Genomic DNA, 14,719 nt, shown 5'->3' with positions numbered 1-14,719 from the left:
CAGATTGCCCACGTGTTACTCACCCGTTCGCCACTGATCCACCCCGAAGGGCTTCACCGTTCGACTTGCATGTGTTAAGCACGCCGCCAGCGTTCGTCCTGAGCCAGGATCAAACTCTCCGTGAATGATTTCCCGTCAGTGCTTAATTAAAAGCGCGGGATCCCACCCGCGTTGAGCGGCACGACGATCAGCGGAATAGGCCGACCCCGTGCACTGCGTCCTCGCTAGTGTTTTTACTTCAAAAGGAATCTCCAACCCCGATCAGTGATCGAGGCCGGGGATGTCAACATATCTGGCGTTGACTTTTGGCACGCTGTTGAGTTCTCAAGGAACGGAGACTTCCTTCGAGCTGCTCTCGCAGTCCCTCCGGGCCCTTCGTTCTTACTTCGTAAAGCTTATCAGATTCGTTTTCCTCCGATTTACCGGAGTTCATCTTCCCGACTCGCCCGTCGCCCCTCTCGGTGCGACTCCGGAACTGTACGGGCACCGGCCTGCCGCAAGCAAATCGGCTCCGGGCATTCTTGGGAGCCGAGCTACGGGAGGGAACGAGCATGGACATGGTCACACTGCTGGGCCGGACGCTGGGCGCCGATCCGGTGCCGATCGAAGCTGACGGCGGGAGCGTCGGCGGGATCGAACACCACCGCCTCGTCCTCGCCGACGGCCCGGATCCGGTGCCGCTCGTCCTCGACGTAATGGCGGCGCCCGCGACGGCGACGGCGACACCACCGCGACGCGTCGCCGTGCTGCTGCCGGGCGGCGGGCTCAACGTCCGGGCGAACTACTGCACGGCCGCCGGCCGCAGCCTCGCCCGTTTCCTGGCCGAGCACGGCCACCTCGTGGTCGGCGTCACCCCGCGCGAGGATGCGCTCACCACGGCGAGCGCCGGACCGCACTGCGCGGGCTGGGGTCTGGCCGCGCACCGGCGGGACGTCCAGCGGGTGGTCGCCGCGCTCGCGCCCGCCACCGGCGGTCTGCCCTACGACCTGTTCGGGCACTCGGCCGGCGCCGCGCTCGCGCTGGACACCGCCGCACACACCTCCGCAGACACCGAGGCGGGCGCAGGCCTCGGGCGGGTGGTCGTGCTCGACACCACCGGTCCGTACGAATCCGAGCTCGCCACCCGCGCCGCCGCGCTGGCCGACACGTTCCAGGAGCAGCTGGCACAGGGCAGCTGGACGCTGGACCCCGGGCTGAAGGGCCTCTTCGCCCGCGCCGCGGCCGCGCCGGAGGCCGACAGCGGCCTGCCGCGCCCGGACTGGCGGACCGGCCGGTTCGGCAACCTCGGCCTGTTGCACTACGCGCTGACCCGCACGCACGAGCTGCCGGGACCGGCGAACTGGATCTACCGGCGCGGCCACAGCAGCGGCGACTACGCGTTCGGCGCGACCCCGGCCGACGACCGCTTCGGCCTCGACCGCACGCCGCTCGCCGTCTGGGCGGCGGCGATCGACCGGCTCGGCAGCGGCCTGCAGCCGACCGCCCTGCTGCGCGACCTCGCCGCACTCTGGGCCGGCCGGGAGGACGTCTACCGGATCGACTGGTCGGCGATCCGCGCCGATGTCGTCTGGGTGAACGCCGAGCTCGGCCGCGGCGACCACGATCTCGGCGCCCGGTTGATCCGGGCGGGTGGCGCCCGGGTCGACTACCGCGTCGTCCCGGGCTACGGCCACGGCGACCTGCTCTGGGCGACCACCGCGGAACGCGACGTCTGGTCCCACCTGCTGCCGGAGTAGTGCCGGACCGCGAACGGACAGCGGCACGCAGGCACCGAAACGGCCGGCCCGGTGACCCGGGCCGGCCGTTCAGCGCGTGCGAGTGCGCGGAGCGTCAGCCCTCGCGACCCATCTCCTCCACAATCGCCGCCGCGAAGGCGTCGATGTCCGCCTCCGTGGTGTCGAAGGACGCCATCCAGCGCACCTCGCCGGTGTGCTCGTTCCAGAAGTAGAAGCGGTAACGCTTCTGCAGCCGCTCGCTGACCTCGCGCGGAAGCACCGCGAAGACGGCGTTGGACTGCACCGGACGGACCACCGTGACGCCGTCGATCCCCTGGACCGCCGTCTCCAGGCGCTTGGCCATCGCGTTGGCGTGGCCGGCGTTGCGCAGCCAGAGGTCGCCGGTCAGCAGGGCCTCGAACTGCACCGAGACGAAGCGCATCTTCGAGGCGAGCTGCATCGACATCTTGCGCAGGAACTTGAGGTTCCTGACCTTCTCCGGGTTGAGCACCACGACGACCTCGCCGAGCAGCAGGCCGTTCTTGGTGCCGCCGAAGGAGAGCACGTCGACGCCGGCGTCCGTGGTGAACTCACGGAACGGGCGGCCGAGCGAGGCGGCGGCGTTGGACAGCCGCGAGCCGTCCATGTGCACGAGCATCCCGCGCTCGTGCGCGTGGTCGCAGATCGCCTTGACCTCGTCCACCGTGTAGAGCGTGCCGAGCTCGGTGCTCTGCGCGATCGACACCGCGAGCGGGGAGGCCCGGTGCTCGTCGTCCCAGCCGTAGGCCTGGAGGTCGATCAGCTCGGGGGTGAGCTTGCCGTCCGGGGTGGGGACGTTGTGCAGCTTGATGCCGGCCATCTTCTCCGGCGCGCCGCACTCGTCGACGTTGATGTGCGAGCTCTCGGCGGAGACCACCGCGCCCCAGCGGGGCAGCAGTGCCTGGAGCGCGACCACGTTGGCGCCGGTGCCGTTGAAGACCGGGTAGGCCTCGGCCCGGTCGCCGAAGTGGCGCTTGAAGACGGTCTGCAGGTGTTCGGTGTACTGGTCCTCGCCGTACGCGACCTGGTGGCCGTCGTTGGCCAGTGCGATCGCGGCGAGGATCTCCGGGTGGACTCCGGCGTAGTTGTCGCTGGAGAACCCGCGTACGGCCGGGTCGTGGTGGCGCACGGCGTCCGTACCGGAGAGAGAGGTGGTCATCGGGCTGTCAGCCACAGGTGCTGTCCGTTCAGTTCTGCTGCGGGGCGGTCCCAGAGGGCCGCCAGGTTGTCGGCCAGGTCGGCTGTGTCGGTGAAGCCGGCGAACTTCGCCTCCGGCTTCTCGGCCCGCATCTCGGGGCTGACCAGCGCCTTGATGACCAGGATCGCAGCCGCGGCGGTCGGCGTGCCGTCCTCGGCGGTGGTCTCCTTCACGAAGGAGTGGGCCATGGCGAGCGTCCACGCCTCGCTGGCGGCCTTGGCGGCCGCGTAGGCGGCGCCGCCCGCGGTCGGCTTGTGCGCGGCCGACGCGGAGACGATCGCGTACCGGCCGGCCTCGCTGCGCAGCAGCGCGGGCTGGAAGGCGAGCGAGGTGTGCTGGAGCGTGCGCACCACGGTGTCGTGCAGGAAGTCCCAGTCGTCGATACGCGTGTCGTGGAACGTCTTGCTGCCGCGCCAGCCGCCGACCAGGTGGAGCAGGCCGTCGACGTGCCCGTGCTCGGCCTCCAGGTGGTCGGCCCAGTCGTGGACCTCCTGCGGGTCGAGCAGGTCGATCACCTGTCCGCTGACCCGGGCGCCGGGGACGGCGGTGCGGACGCCGGCGAGCGCCGCGTCGAGGCGCTGCTGGTCGATGTCCGCGCCGATCACCACCGCGCCGCCGGCCGCGAGCCGGCGCATGGTGGCCTGACCGGCCGGACCGCTGGCGCCGGCGACGGCGATGACCTTGTTCTGGACCGAACTCATGCGGCAACCTCCGTCATGCCGGCGCCGGTGATGCCGGTGGTGGCGGCGATCACGCCGCTGAGCTTCTTGGACAGGGCCTCGTAGAACATGCTGAGCGGGAACTCGTCCGGGTGGACGGCGTCGCACAGCGCCTTGTTGAGCGCCTTGCCGTCGAGGTCGAGCGGCAGCGCGTCGGCACCCTTGGCCCAGGTGGACGCCGGGTGCGGGGTCAGGTAGCGGGAGACCAGCTCGTAGGCGGCGATCCAGTGCGCGGTCTTCGGGCGGTCGATGCCGGCCCGGTAGAGCGTCTCGATCTCGGCGCAGAGCGCGTTGGTGACCTCGGCGACCCGGGACCAGTCGATGGTCAGCCGGTTGTCGCGCCAGCGCAGCGCGTCGTGCTGGTGCAGGTAGGCGAAGAGCAGCTGGCCGCCCATGCCGTCGTAGTTGCGCACCCGGTCACCGCTGACCGGGAAGCGGAACAGCCGGTCGAAGAGGATCGCGTACTGGACGTCGCGGCCCTGCTCGTAGCCCTCGGCCTCGAGCCGGACGGCCTCCTTGAAGGCGGTCAGGTCGCAGCGCAGCTCCTCCAGGCCGTACATCCAGAACGGGCTGCGCTGCTTGATCATGAAGGGGTCGAACGGCAGGTCGCCGTGGCTGTGGGTGCGGTCGTGCACCAGGTCCCAGAGCACGAAGGTCTGCTGGGCGCGGGCCTGGTCGCCGATCAGCGCGGCGGCGTCGGCCGGGATGTCCAGGCCGAGCAGCTCGACGGCGGCGTTGGAGACGGCGCGGAAGCGGGCGGCCTCGCGGTCGCAGAAGATGCCGCCCCAGGTGAAGCGCTCGGGCGCCTTGCGGACCGCGACGGTCTCCGGGAAGAGCACCGCGGAGTTGGTGTCGTACCCGGCCGTGAAGTCGGTGAAGGTGATCGGGACGAACATCGGGTTGTCGAAGCGGGTCCGCTCCAGCTCGGCCAGCCAGTCCGGCCAGACGACCTTGAGCAGCACGGCCTCCAGGTTGCGGTCCGGGTTGCCGTTCTGCGTGTACATCGGGAAGACCACCAGGTGGCTCAGCCCGTCGATGCGCTGGTCGGCGGGCTGGAAGGCCAGCAGCGAGTCCAGGAAGTCGGGCTCGCGGTAGCCGGTGTCGGCCCACTTGCGCAGATCGGCCTGCACGGCCGCCAGGTACTCGGCGTCGTGCGGGAAGAGCGGCGCCAGCTCCTGGATCGCGTCCAGCACCGTGGTCAGCAGCGGGTCGACCGCGCTGCGCTGGACGGCCGCCAGGTCGATGGAGCCGTCCTTGGACTGCAGCGGGCGCAGGCCCTCGACGGCCTGCTTGAGCCGCAGCCAGGCGGGATGGTCGGCCGGGGGCGCCGCAGGAAGGTCGGCCGCCACAGCGATGCTCGGCGAAAGATTCTGCATGGGAGACCTGCTTCGACAGAAGTTATTGAATCAAGGACACGATAAGGACGAAAGGTTCTCCTGTTCAAGGGGGGGTCGGTGAGAAAATCTGCACACTGTGACCTGTCTGCCCGAAAGCCTTGCGGCGGAAGGGTGTTCGGACTTCCAACCGGAACCGACTCTTCCGGTGGGTCCGCCGGGCCGCCACCCGGGACGGGCCGGACGGCCGCGCCGGCGGGCGGCGCGCGGGGTCCCGGAGCGGGCGCGCGGCTCCTACAGCAGGTGGGACGCACCTCTGTGCGCCCCTGCACGCGCCCTGCTGACCGGCGGGCGGAGCGGTGATCGTGGGTGCTGTCCCCCGGGCGCGCCGAGTCCGACGGGGGCCGCGCGAGGGGGACCGATGCACGGACCAGCCGTCCTCAGCTGGCTGCTCGCACTACTCATGGCCACGGCCGGCGGCATCTGCCTGGTCCGCTGGCGCGCAGCAGGCCGCGCGGCCGCAGCGGCGGCCGGTCAGCGGACGCAGGGCCCCCGGACGCCAGCGCGCTGGATAGGAGGGCGCTGGGCAGGAGGGCGCTGGACGGCGGACCGGGCGGTGGGCCGGCGACCGGCCGACCGGCATGCGTCGGGCCGCGAGGCGGACGGCGCGGAGGCCGTGATGGGCCTGGGCACGGCCGTGATGATCACGGCCGGCGACCGGCTGCCGGCACCGCTCTGGGCGGGCGGCTTCGGACTGCTCGGCGCCGGCTTCCTGCTGGCCGCCGCCGCCCCGCGGCCGGCGGCGGCCGCACTGCGCGCGCACCGGCTGCACCACGCGGTCGGCGCGCTGGCGATGGTCTACATGGCGCTGGCCATGGGCACGGCCGCGCACCAGCCGGCGCACCCGGGGATGGCGATGCCGACCGGGCTACCGGTGCTGACCGGCGCGCTGCTGGTCTACTTCGGCTGCTACGCGCTCTGGATGGGCAGCCGGCTGCTGCCGGCCGGCGCGATGGGCGCGCAGCAGCCGGGCGGCGCGCTGCCGGCCGGCCACGGCGGCAGTATCGGGGGCAGCAACGGGGGCAGTCACGAGGGCGGCTACCGAGCCTACGGCGCCTGCCTCGCCGGCCTCGCCGGACGGCATCCCGCGCTGCCACGCGCCTGCCGGCTGGCGATGGGCGTCGGCATGTTCGCGATGCTGCTGGCGCTCTGAGCCGCCGGTGCTCCGACGATTCCGGGACGCCGGGGACGCTCGGCGACGCGCTGCCGAGGCGGCCGATCCACTGGCACGGAAGGGGCGTGAGGGTGCCACTGGTACTCCTGGTGCAGGTGGGGCGACGGGCGGCGGCCGGGGCTCGGTGACCCTGTGCGTGGCGTTGGTCACTGGGTGGCCGGGGGCGGTTCCACGACGCCCGGGTAGCGCCTAGATTGAGCCGAAGCGTCTTCTCGCGCCTTCTCCCTGGGGGAGCCCTCTGCCATGACGGCCCTGCTCGGCCTCCTGCTGCTCGGTGCGCTGTTCGCCACGACCGGACCCGTCCTGCTGGCCAGAGCCGGCTGGGCCCAGCGCGAGCCGGTCCTGGCGCTGCTGCTCTGGCAGTGCCTGGTGATCGCGGTGCTGCTCTGCTGCGTCCTGGGCCTGGTGCTGGCCGTGTCGGCCGCGCTGCCGGACGCCCGCGGCCTGCTCTTCACCGGTGCCCCGCGCGGGGTGGAGGCCGCCTACGGCCTGGCCGGCGCGCAGGCGGAGGGCTGGGGACGGCTCTGTGCGGCGCTGCTGGCGCTGGGCGGCGCCTGGACGGCCTTCTCACTGGCCCGCGAGGTCCGCGCCGCCCGCGCACTGCGCGGACACCGGCACGCCGAGCTGGCGCACCGGGCCCCCGAGCTGCCGGCCGGGATCGGCGCGCGGCCGGGCGGGCGGGAGCGGCTGGTGGTCCTGGAGAGCGGGAGGCCGGAGGCCTGGTCGCTGCCCGGTCCGCGCTCCCGGCTGGTGGTCACCACGGCCGCGCTGAGCCGGCTGACCGATCGTGAGCTGGCGGCCGTGCTGAGCCACGAGCGCGGCCATGTGCGGGCCCGGCACCACTGGCTCGCGCAGTGCGCGCAGGCGCTGGCGGCGGGGTTCCCCGGCCTCGGGGTGTTCCGGGCGTTCCGGGACCAGGTGGGCGAGCTGGTCGAGCTGGCCGCCGACGACCGGGCCGCGCGCCGGCACGGGCGGCTGACCACGGCGCTCGCGATGGTGGAGATCAACGCCGGGCGCGGGGTGTTCGCGGACTGCGCGAGCGTCCGTGCGCCGGGCCAGCTGGCGCAGGCGCCTCGCCGGGTGGACCGGCTGCTGGCCGGCGAGCCGCGGCTGACGGTCGCCGGGCGGCTCTGGTGCACCGCGCTGGCGCTGGCGCTGCCCGCCGCGGTGGTGCTGCTCGCGGCGGCGCCGGGGCTGCGCGCCGCGCTGTGAACAGCGCTCCGACGGCGCTCTACCTGCCGGCGCCCTGACTACCGGAGGCCGGTCACAGCGCCCGGAGCTCAGCCGACCGGCTGCGGGGCCGTCAGCGTGCGTGCCAGCACCTCGCGGTGCAGCGGGCGGGCGGCCGCGTAGCGCTCGCGACCGGCCTCGCTGAGGATCACGTAGATACCGCGCCGGTCCACGTCGCACATGGTCCGCTCGACCAGGCCGGCCTTCTCCAGCCGGCCGATCAGCCGCGACAGCGCGCTCTGGCTCAGGTGCACCTTCTCGGCCAGCTCCTGGACCCGCAGCTTGTGGGCCTGCGCGGCAGGCGCCTCGGCCAGCCGCTCCAGCACCTCGAACTCGCTCATGCCCAGGTCGAACCGCTCGCCGAGCTCTCGCTCCAGCGCGCAGACGGTCGCCGCGTGGCGGGCCAGCAGGTCACGCCACTCGACCACCAGGGCGGCCGCTTCGGCCGAGTCAACTGTGGTCACCGGCGCATCCTAACACGTGCACATGAACTAAATGCATCAGAAATATATTCACTTGCATTGGATGCACGTGCATGTAGTCTCTTGCCCATGACCACAGTCCCGCTCGACGGATCAACATCCGTCTCCCTGAAGGCTTCTGACACACCGCTCGGCTCCGCGCAGTGGAGCCCACGGCTCTGGGGCACCCTGATCGTGCTCTGTGCCGCGCTCTTCCTGGACGCGCTGGACGTCTCCATGGTCGGCGTGGCGCTACCGTCCATCGGCACCGACCTGAAGCTCTCGACCTCCGCACTGCAATGGGTGGTCAGCGGCTACGTACTCGGCTACGGCGGCCTGCTCCTGCTCGGCGGACGGGCGGCCGACCTACTGGGTCGCCGCCGGGTCTTCCTGATCGCGCTGACCGTCTTCGCCGCCGCCTCACTGCTCGGCGGCCTGGTGGACAACGGCGCACTGCTGATCGGCGCCCGGTTCCTGAAGGGCGCGAGCGCGGCGTTCACCGCACCGGCCGCACTGTCGATCATCACCACCACGTTCCCCGAGGGTCCGGCCCGCAACAAGGCGCTGTCGATCTTCACCACCTGCGGCGCCAGCGGCTACTCGCTCGGCCTGGTGCTCAGCGGGCTGCTCACCTCGGTCGGCTGGCGCTGGACCTTCCTGATGCCGGTCCCCGTCGCGCTCATCGCGCTGGTCTTCGCGATCAGGCTGCTGCCGCGGCACGCGGCCGAGGAGCGCGGCCACGGCGGCTACGACGTGGCCGGTGCGATCACCGGCACCGCGTCACTGCTGCTCCTGGTCTTCACCGTCACCGAGGCGCAGAGCGTCGGCTGGGCGAGCCTGCGGACCGTCGGATCACTGGTCGCGGTCGCCGTGCTCGGCGCGGTCTTCCTGCTGATCGAGCAGCGCACCGCCCACCCGCTGGTGCGGCTCGGCATCTTCCGCAACGGGAGCGTGGCGCGGGCGAACGTGGCCGCGCTGCTGCTGATGGGCTCGTACTCGGGCTTCCAGTTCGTCGTCGCGCTCTACCTGCAGCGGCTGCTCGGCTGGTCGGCGCTGGAGATGGGCTTCGCACTGCTGCCGGCCGGCGCGATCGTCGCGCTCTCGGCGACCAGGATGGGCGCGATCGTGGACCGGTTCGGCACCGGCAGGCTGCTGCCGCTCGGCGCGCTCGCGATGCTCGCCGGGTACGCGCTGTTCCTGCGACTGGGCGCGCACAGCGGTTTCGTCGGCCTGGTACTGCCGAGCATGGTGCTGCTCGGCATCGGCTTCGCGCTCTTCTACCCGTCGGCCAACATCGCCGCCACCAACGGGGTGGCCGACGAGGAGCAGGGGCTGGCCTCGGGTCTGGTGAACACCGCGATGCAGGTCGGCAACGCACTGGTGCTGGCCGTCACGACCGCGGTGATCACCGCCGGCAACCACGGCGGCACCAGCCCGCGGGCACAGTTGGACGGCTACCGTCCGGCACTCGCGCTGGTCACCGGCGTCGCGCTGGTCGGCCTCGTGGTCACCGCGGCGGGCGTCCTGCTCGACCGGCGCCGAGCCACCGCAGCGGTCCGTCCGGTCCCGGACTACGATGTCAGGCGGACCGCAGCCGCCACCAACGCGGTACTGGAGGAGCGGGTTTGACGGCCCGTCAGCAACGACGGCCACACCGCAGGACGTAGCTGGACCGATCCACCGGACCAGACGCCCACCTGGCAGGCGACCCCTCGCTGCCCGGTGGGCGCCGGTCTCACCAGTCCCCCGTTCTGGTGAGACCGACACCGACCTCCGTACCCGATGGACGCCCGCCTTCGCCTCGGGCGTCCGCCGTCGTCGGCTCCGGGCCGAAAGTATATTGACCGGGAGCCAACCAACGTACGGAGCTGACACGATGGCACCTCGCGGGGAATCGGTCAACGAGGAGATGCGGCTGCGCTCCCGGCGCCGGCTGATGAGGGCCACCATCGAACTCGTCGACCAGCGCGGATACGCGGCCACCACGCTGGCCGACATCGCAGAGCAGGCCGGCCTCGCACGTGGCCTGGTGTCGTACTACTTCGAAGGCAAACGGCTGCTGATGCAGGCGGCCACTCACCGGCTGATGCACCTGGAGCTGGCCTCCGCACTCGAACAGCTGCCGGCCGAGAGCTCGCCGCAGGCCCGGCTCGCCTGTTCGATCGACGCGGTGCTCGGTCTGGCGATGGACCATCCGCGGGTGATGCGCTCGCACCTGGCGCTGATCCTCGACCCGGACACCGGGGCCTTCGTGCAGGACCCGGAGCAGCAACGGCTCAGTGTGATCCTGCGGGAGGTGCTGGCCGACTGGGGCGCGGCGGATCCGGTGGCCGAGCACGCGGTGCTGCGCAGCGCGCTGATGGGCGGCTGCATAGGCGTCCTGCTGCCGGGGGCGCAGACGCCGCTGCCGCCGATCCGGGCCGACCTGTTCGCCCGCTACGGGCTGTCCTGGGAGCTCGGCAGGCCACCGCAGCCGACGCCGCCGAGCCGACCGGGTCAGCCGGACCGACGGTAGCGCGTGACCGCGCTCGGGCACGCCCGGCCGCCGCTCCGGCCGTCACCCCGGGCGGCCCGCCGGAGCTCAGTTCTCGGCGAGGATGGCGCCGAGCAGGTCGATGGTCTTCTCCGGCGTGAGGCTGTCCACGCAGAGCCGCTCCATGACCTGCACGTAGGCGTCCACGTCGTCCCGCTTGTCCAGGTAGAGCGCGCTGGTCAGCTGCTCCAGGTAGACCACGTCGGCCAGGTCCTGCTCGGGGAAGCGCAGGATGCTGAACGCCCCGCTCTCGCCCGCGTGCGCGCCGAACCGGAACGGCATCACCTGGATCACCACGTTCGGGCGCTCGGCGATGTCGATCAGGTACTGGAGCTGACCGCGCATCACCTTCGGGCCACCGACCGGGCGGCGCAGCGCCGCCTCGTCGATCACGGCCCACAGCCGGGGGCCCTGACCGTCCGTCAGCAGCTTCTGGCGGCGCAGCCGCAGGCCGACCAGGCGGTCGATCTCGTCCTCGCTGAGCACCGGGCGGCTCTGGCCGAAGACGGCGCGGGCGTACTCCTCGGACTGCAGCAGGCCGGGGATGAACTGCACCTCGTAGGTCCGGATCAGCGAAGCGGCCTCCTCCAGGCCGACGTAGGTCTGGAACCAGCCCGGCAGCACGTCGCTGAAACTGTGCCACCAGCCGGACTTGTTGGCTTCGCGGACCAGGCCCAGCAACGATTCGCGCTCCTCGCCGTCGTCCACGCCGTACAGGCTGAGCAGATCGGCGACGTCGCGCTCCTTGAAGCTGACGCGACCCAGTTCCATCCGGCTGATCTTCGACTCGGAGGCGCGGATGGCGTAGCCGGCGTCCTCACGGGTGATGTTGCGGCTCTCCCTCAGGCGGCGCAGCTGCGAGCCGAGGAGGATCCGGCGCACCATCGAGCCGCCGCCGGGCTGAACACTGGTCATGCCGTGGGAACCTCCGCATCGGGAAAACAGCGCACAGTCTGCCATCATCCGGCCGCTCACAGTGCGTGTAGTGGCAGATGGATCTATCAATTTTGCATCGGCACGTCCATTGGCATCGTACTCGGCACGTCCATCAGCACAGGCAGATGCACGTGCATCCGGCTCCTGCATATGCCAATAGTGCGACTGCACGTGAATCGACTCTTGCATCTGCCGGGAGCGCAGAGCACGATGGTGCACGTGCAGTTGCACACCCCCTAGACATTCCCGCGGGCTTCGCCGTCGACCCCACGCGCGACCTCCGCATCCGCACCAGGCAGCGCTCGTGCGCGACTTGGCGCGGTGCGTGGACGAGCGTGGCGGCCGGCTCGGGCGGATGACGAAGCGGCCGAGCGAGTCGGAGGTGACCGGCATGACCCCGCCGGGTCCAGCCGTGTCCGCCCCCTTATGGGAGGAGCTCTTCATGGGCACCGGTACGGCCCTGGCCGTCGATCCTGACGTCGTGACGTGTACGCTCGCCCCGCGCTACGACGCGGTGAAGACCGCTCGCGACTTCGCCAGGACCACCCTGCAGCGCTGGGGACTTGACGACATCTTCGACGACGTGGCCCTGGTGGCCTCGGAGCTGGTGACGAACGCGCTGCGGCACGCGATCGGCGAGCCGACGCTGGCGGACCTCCCGCGCGCCGAGTCCGGCCGGCCGGCGTTCCCGAAGCAAGGCGGCCCCGCGCTGGGTGCGGACCGGCTGCCGATCCGGATCAGCCTGGTACACCGGGCCCCCCAACTGGTCTGCGCGGTGAGCGATCCGAGCAGCATGGGGCCGGTCACCCGGGAGGCGGACTTCGTCGCCGAGTCCGGGCGGGGGCTGCACCTGGTGGACTCGTTCAGTCTCTCCTGGGGCTGGCACCCGCTGGCCTCCGGGGCCGGCAAGGTGGTCTGGGCGCTCTTCCAGGCCGATCCCGACGGGTCGTCAGAGAGCTTTCCGGGCCTGATATCCGACGTCTCGTCGTCCTCCGGTCGGCACCGTCGCTCGGCCTAGGACCGGGCCCCGTGCATCGAACGCCGCGCCATCGCGCGGCGTTTCGCTGTTTCCCGGCGTTCCGCCGTTTCCAGGCGCTTCGCTGCTTCCAGGCGCATCGCTGTCTCCCGGCGCTTCGCTGTCTCCTGGCGTTTCGCCGCTCGACTGCGGTCGGCTCCCCCGGACATGTCGAACGCCGCCGCGGCTCGGACCACCACGACGGCGCGTGCACGTTCCCAACGGGCCCACCCGGCCCGGTCCTCAGCCGACCAGGTGGTCGAACTCCCCGTCCTTCACCCCGAGCAGCAGCGCCTCGATCTCGTCCCGGGTGTAGATCAGCGCCGGACCGTCCGGAAAACGCGAGTTGCGCATGGCGACACCCCCGCCGGGGAGGGCGGCGAGCTCCACGCAGTTCCCCTTGGAGTTGCTGTGCCGACTCTTCTGCCAGACCACACCGTCGAGGTCCGCAGCCGCCATGCCGTTGTACGTGTGGTGCATAGAAATCTCCCAAGAGCCTGGAGTGCCCGAGCCTGGAGTGCTCGTACCGCTCGGCACCCGACCGCTCCGGCCGCCGGCCGCCTCCGGCTCGTGCGGGCAGGGCAGATGCCTCACTACTCGTAATGATAACGCTAATGCACGTGCATCGGCATGCGATTTTGCGCGTGCACGGCAGTCGGGCAAACCACGCACCGGGGGCGACGAATCACGCCACGACCAGCCGGTTTGACGGTGCGTACATGGACATATGGACACCATTCGCCGTGCGGCCGACGGCCGTGCGGCGAGCGGGTGCCGGTCGGCGGGCCACGACGGACCGGTGGGATGAGCGGGGCACCTGGGTCCAAGTGATCAACTTCGCAGCCGATTACTCACACTCCGTCACTTCATGCAGTGCGGAGCCGAGCTTTCGGGCGAATTCGCGTCGGCCGTTCCGGGCGGTGGGGCGCCCACCTACTAGACGCGGTGGGAACGGGGGAAGTTGCAACGGAGGAACCGGCTGCGGGCTGACCGTGCGACACGACCCGGACGGGGCGGCTGAGCTGCGAGGGTGCCCGACTTCGGAAGGTGCGCCCGAATGTCCTACGATCTCCGCCATGAGCACTGCAGCCATCCCGGGCGCACCACTGCCCGTCCGCACTCCAGGCTCCCGTGCGCGGGGGCGCCACCGTCGGCCCGAGCGGCCCGAGGTGCCGGCCGGTGCGCCCGCACTGGTGCTCGCCATCCCGGCCGAGGCCTCACCCGAGACGGTCGCCCTGGTCGACGAGATCCTGTCCATGGTCCGCGGCGAGCAGCCCGGCATCCAACTCGCCGCCGGGTGGCTGCCGTCGGCCGCGACCGACGAGGCGCCGCAGGGCGAGGGCGAGGGCGAAGCCGGGGCACCGTCGTTCGGCGCCACGCTGCCGACCGCGGCCGAGCTGATCGCCGGCGCCGTCGGGGCCGGCCTGCCGACCCCGGTGCTGATCCCGCTGCTACCCGGCCCGCACCAGCAGCTGACGGCACTGCAGCAGCTGGCCGCCGAGACCGGCGCACTGCTGACCGATCCGCTCGGTCCGCACCCGCTGCTCGCCGAGGCCGTCCACGTGCGGCTCTCCGAGGCCGGTCTGGCCCGCGCCGACCGCGCCCGGCTGTTCGCCATCACGACGGCGGCCGACGGCGTGGTGCTGACCACCGCCGGTGGCGAGGAGGCCGCCGCCGCGGCCGGGATCACCGGCGTGCTGCTCGCGGCCCGCCTGGCCGTCCCCGTGGTCCCGGCCGCGCTGGACGTGCCCGGTTCGGTCGCCGCCGCCGTCGAGCACCTGCGGGCCACCGGCTCGCAGCGGCCGGCGCTCGCCCCGCTGGTGATCGGCCCCGAGGTGGACCCGGCCCTGCTGGCCGCCGCGGCCGAGGAGACCGGCTGCCCCTCGGCGGACCCGGTCGGCAGCTACTCGACCATAGGGCAGCTGATCGCCTCCGCGTACCTCGTCGCACTGGGCGAGCTGGGCCTGCCGACCGCCGAGCAGATCGAGGCCGAGGCGGTGGCCGCCGCCGAGGCCGCTGAAGCGGCCGCAGCAGCCGAGATGGCCGAGTAACACCGCCTCAGGCGCTCCGCAGCAGCAACCGGGGAGGCTCCCCACCCGCAGTCGGGTGGGGAGCCTTTCCGTGTTTGTGCGTTTGTGCGTTTGTGCTTTGCCGGTTCGCGCTTTGTGCGCTTGTGCATTTCGCGGCCGCACATTCGCTGCTTGTGCTCTTGTGCATCCACGCTTGTGCGTTTGTGCGGCAAACCCGCGAACGGGTCGTCAGAAATGCCAAACCAGAGTGAAACGGACATTCGCCCCATCGTCTT

13 protein-coding genes and 1 rRNA gene are annotated in these 14,719 nt (G+C 71.7%); 7 read left to right on the top strand and 7 right to left on the bottom strand.

The annotated features are described in order from the left end of the window. Positions 1-125 (bottom strand): 16S ribosomal RNA (locus tag AC060L_RS33860); the annotation flags it as partial. A 426-nt stretch (positions 126-551) separates the two neighbouring features. Here AC060L_RS33860 and AC060L_RS33855 point away from each other — a divergent pair. Next, positions 552-1,736 (top strand): thioesterase domain-containing protein, encoded by a 1,185-nt coding sequence (locus AC060L_RS33855; RefSeq protein ID WP_483802819.1) that lies wholly within the window; start codon positions 552-554, stop codon positions 1,734-1,736. 94 nt (positions 1,737-1,830) lie between these two features. On the opposite strand, the gene AC060L_RS33850 is transcribed toward AC060L_RS33855, so the two are convergent. Genes AC060L_RS33850 through AC060L_RS33840 form a run of 3 tightly spaced genes read right to left on the bottom strand, consistent with a single transcriptional unit; the run spans position 1,831 to position 5,047 of the window. Next, on the bottom strand, positions 1,831-2,913 hold the full coding sequence (locus AC060L_RS33850) for a threonine aldolase family protein (RefSeq protein ID WP_483802818.1): 1,083 nt from the start codon (positions 2,911-2,913) through the stop codon (positions 1,831-1,833). After that, positions 2,910-3,653, bottom strand: a complete 744-nt coding sequence (locus AC060L_RS33845; RefSeq protein WP_483802817.1) for an SDR family NAD(P)-dependent oxidoreductase — start codon at positions 3,651-3,653, stop codon at positions 2,910-2,912. The genes AC060L_RS33850 and AC060L_RS33845 overlap by 4 nt, the downstream gene beginning before the upstream one ends. Then, on the bottom strand, positions 3,650-5,047 hold the full coding sequence (locus AC060L_RS33840; protein ID WP_483802816.1) for a DUF6421 family protein: 1,398 nt from the start codon (positions 5,045-5,047) through the stop codon (positions 3,650-3,652). The genes AC060L_RS33845 and AC060L_RS33840 overlap by 4 nt, the downstream gene beginning before the upstream one ends. A gap of 379 nt (positions 5,048-5,426) precedes the next feature. On the opposite strand from AC060L_RS33840, the gene AC060L_RS33835 reads away from it, so the two are divergent. Together AC060L_RS33835 and AC060L_RS33830 are read left to right on the top strand one after the other, a co-directional pair. Further along, positions 5,427-6,218, top strand: coding sequence for a DUF5134 domain-containing protein (locus AC060L_RS33835; protein WP_483802815.1), 792 nt, complete (start codon positions 5,427-5,429; stop codon positions 6,216-6,218). A gap of 264 nt (positions 6,219-6,482) precedes the next feature. Next, positions 6,483-7,451 (top strand): M56 family metallopeptidase, encoded by a 969-nt coding sequence (locus AC060L_RS33830; RefSeq protein ID WP_483802814.1) that lies wholly within the window; start codon positions 6,483-6,485, stop codon positions 7,449-7,451. A gap of 68 nt (positions 7,452-7,519) precedes the next feature. Here AC060L_RS33830 and AC060L_RS33825 read toward each other — a convergent pair whose 3' ends face one another. Beyond that, positions 7,520-7,933: a MarR family transcriptional regulator gene (locus tag AC060L_RS33825; RefSeq protein ID WP_483802813.1), complete on the bottom strand. Its 414-nt coding sequence runs from the start codon at positions 7,931-7,933 to the stop codon at positions 7,520-7,522. An 87-nt stretch (positions 7,934-8,020) separates the two neighbouring features. Between AC060L_RS33825 and AC060L_RS33820 the strand changes: the two genes are divergently transcribed. Continuing rightward, positions 8,021-9,559: an MFS transporter gene (locus AC060L_RS33820; RefSeq protein ID WP_483802812.1), complete on the top strand. Its 1,539-nt coding sequence runs from the start codon at positions 8,021-8,023 to the stop codon at positions 9,557-9,559. Between the two features lie 247 nt (positions 9,560-9,806). Continuing rightward, positions 9,807-10,445, top strand: a complete 639-nt coding sequence (locus AC060L_RS33815; protein ID WP_483802811.1) for a TetR/AcrR family transcriptional regulator — start codon at positions 9,807-9,809, stop codon at positions 10,443-10,445. 66 nt (positions 10,446-10,511) lie between these two features. Here the strand turns inward: AC060L_RS33815 and AC060L_RS33810 are convergent, their stop codons facing one another. After that, the gene (locus AC060L_RS33810) at positions 10,512-11,378 is read right to left on the bottom strand and encodes a helix-turn-helix domain-containing protein (protein WP_483802810.1); all 867 of its coding nucleotides are present in this window, start codon (positions 11,376-11,378) and stop codon (positions 10,512-10,514) included. 463 nt (positions 11,379-11,841) lie between these two features. Between AC060L_RS33810 and AC060L_RS33805 the strand changes: the two genes are divergently transcribed. Then, complete coding sequence (locus tag AC060L_RS33805) at positions 11,842-12,417, top strand: ATP-binding protein (RefSeq protein WP_483802809.1); 576 nt, start codon at positions 11,842-11,844, stop codon at positions 12,415-12,417. 240 nt (positions 12,418-12,657) lie between these two features. Here AC060L_RS33805 and AC060L_RS33800 read toward each other — a convergent pair whose 3' ends face one another. Beyond that, positions 12,658-12,894 carry a DUF397 domain-containing protein gene (locus AC060L_RS33800; protein WP_483802808.1) on the bottom strand — a complete coding sequence of 79 codons (237 nt, stop codon included), beginning with the start codon at positions 12,892-12,894 and terminating at the stop codon, positions 12,658-12,660. Between the two features lie 596 nt (positions 12,895-13,490). On the opposite strand from AC060L_RS33800, the gene AC060L_RS33795 reads away from it, so the two are divergent. Continuing rightward, positions 13,491-14,465 (top strand): sirohydrochlorin chelatase family protein, encoded by a 975-nt coding sequence (locus tag AC060L_RS33795; RefSeq protein ID WP_483802807.1) that lies wholly within the window; start codon positions 13,491-13,493, stop codon positions 14,463-14,465. The last annotated feature ends 254 nt before the right edge of the window (positions 14,466-14,719 follow it).

The sequence above is a fragment of the Kitasatospora sp. NEAU-69 genome, from assembly GCF_057158765.1.
This window is presented reverse-complemented; position numbering and strand designations above follow the sequence as displayed.

Excerpts from the sequence above, each read along its gene's own strand:
- AC060L_RS33855 (WP_483802819.1), top strand. The coding sequence starts at position 552 with ATGGACATGGTCACACTGCTGGGCCGGACGCTGGGCGCCGATCCGGTG.
- AC060L_RS33850 (WP_483802818.1), bottom strand. The coding sequence starts at position 2,913 with ATGACCACCTCTCTCTCCGGTACGGACGCCGTGCGCCACCACGACCCG.
- AC060L_RS33845 (WP_483802817.1), bottom strand. The coding sequence starts at position 3,653 with ATGAGTTCGGTCCAGAACAAGGTCATCGCCGTCGCCGGCGCCAGCGGT.
- AC060L_RS33840 (WP_483802816.1), bottom strand. The coding sequence starts at position 5,047 with ATGCAGAATCTTTCGCCGAGCATCGCTGTGGCGGCCGACCTTCCTGCG.
- AC060L_RS33835 (WP_483802815.1), top strand. The coding sequence starts at position 5,427 with ATGCACGGACCAGCCGTCCTCAGCTGGCTGCTCGCACTACTCATGGCC.
- AC060L_RS33830 (WP_483802814.1), top strand. The coding sequence starts at position 6,483 with ATGACGGCCCTGCTCGGCCTCCTGCTGCTCGGTGCGCTGTTCGCCACG.
- AC060L_RS33820 (WP_483802812.1), top strand. The coding sequence starts at position 8,021 with ATGACCACAGTCCCGCTCGACGGATCAACATCCGTCTCCCTGAAGGCT.
- AC060L_RS33815 (WP_483802811.1), top strand. The coding sequence starts at position 9,807 with ATGGCACCTCGCGGGGAATCGGTCAACGAGGAGATGCGGCTGCGCTCC.
- AC060L_RS33810 (WP_483802810.1), bottom strand. The coding sequence starts at position 11,378 with ATGACCAGTGTTCAGCCCGGCGGCGGCTCGATGGTGCGCCGGATCCTC.
- AC060L_RS33805 (WP_483802809.1), top strand. The coding sequence starts at position 11,842 with ATGGGCACCGGTACGGCCCTGGCCGTCGATCCTGACGTCGTGACGTGT.
- AC060L_RS33800 (WP_483802808.1), bottom strand. The coding sequence starts at position 12,894 with ATGCACCACACGTACAACGGCATGGCGGCTGCGGACCTCGACGGTGTG.
- AC060L_RS33795 (WP_483802807.1), top strand. The coding sequence starts at position 13,491 with ATGAGCACTGCAGCCATCCCGGGCGCACCACTGCCCGTCCGCACTCCA.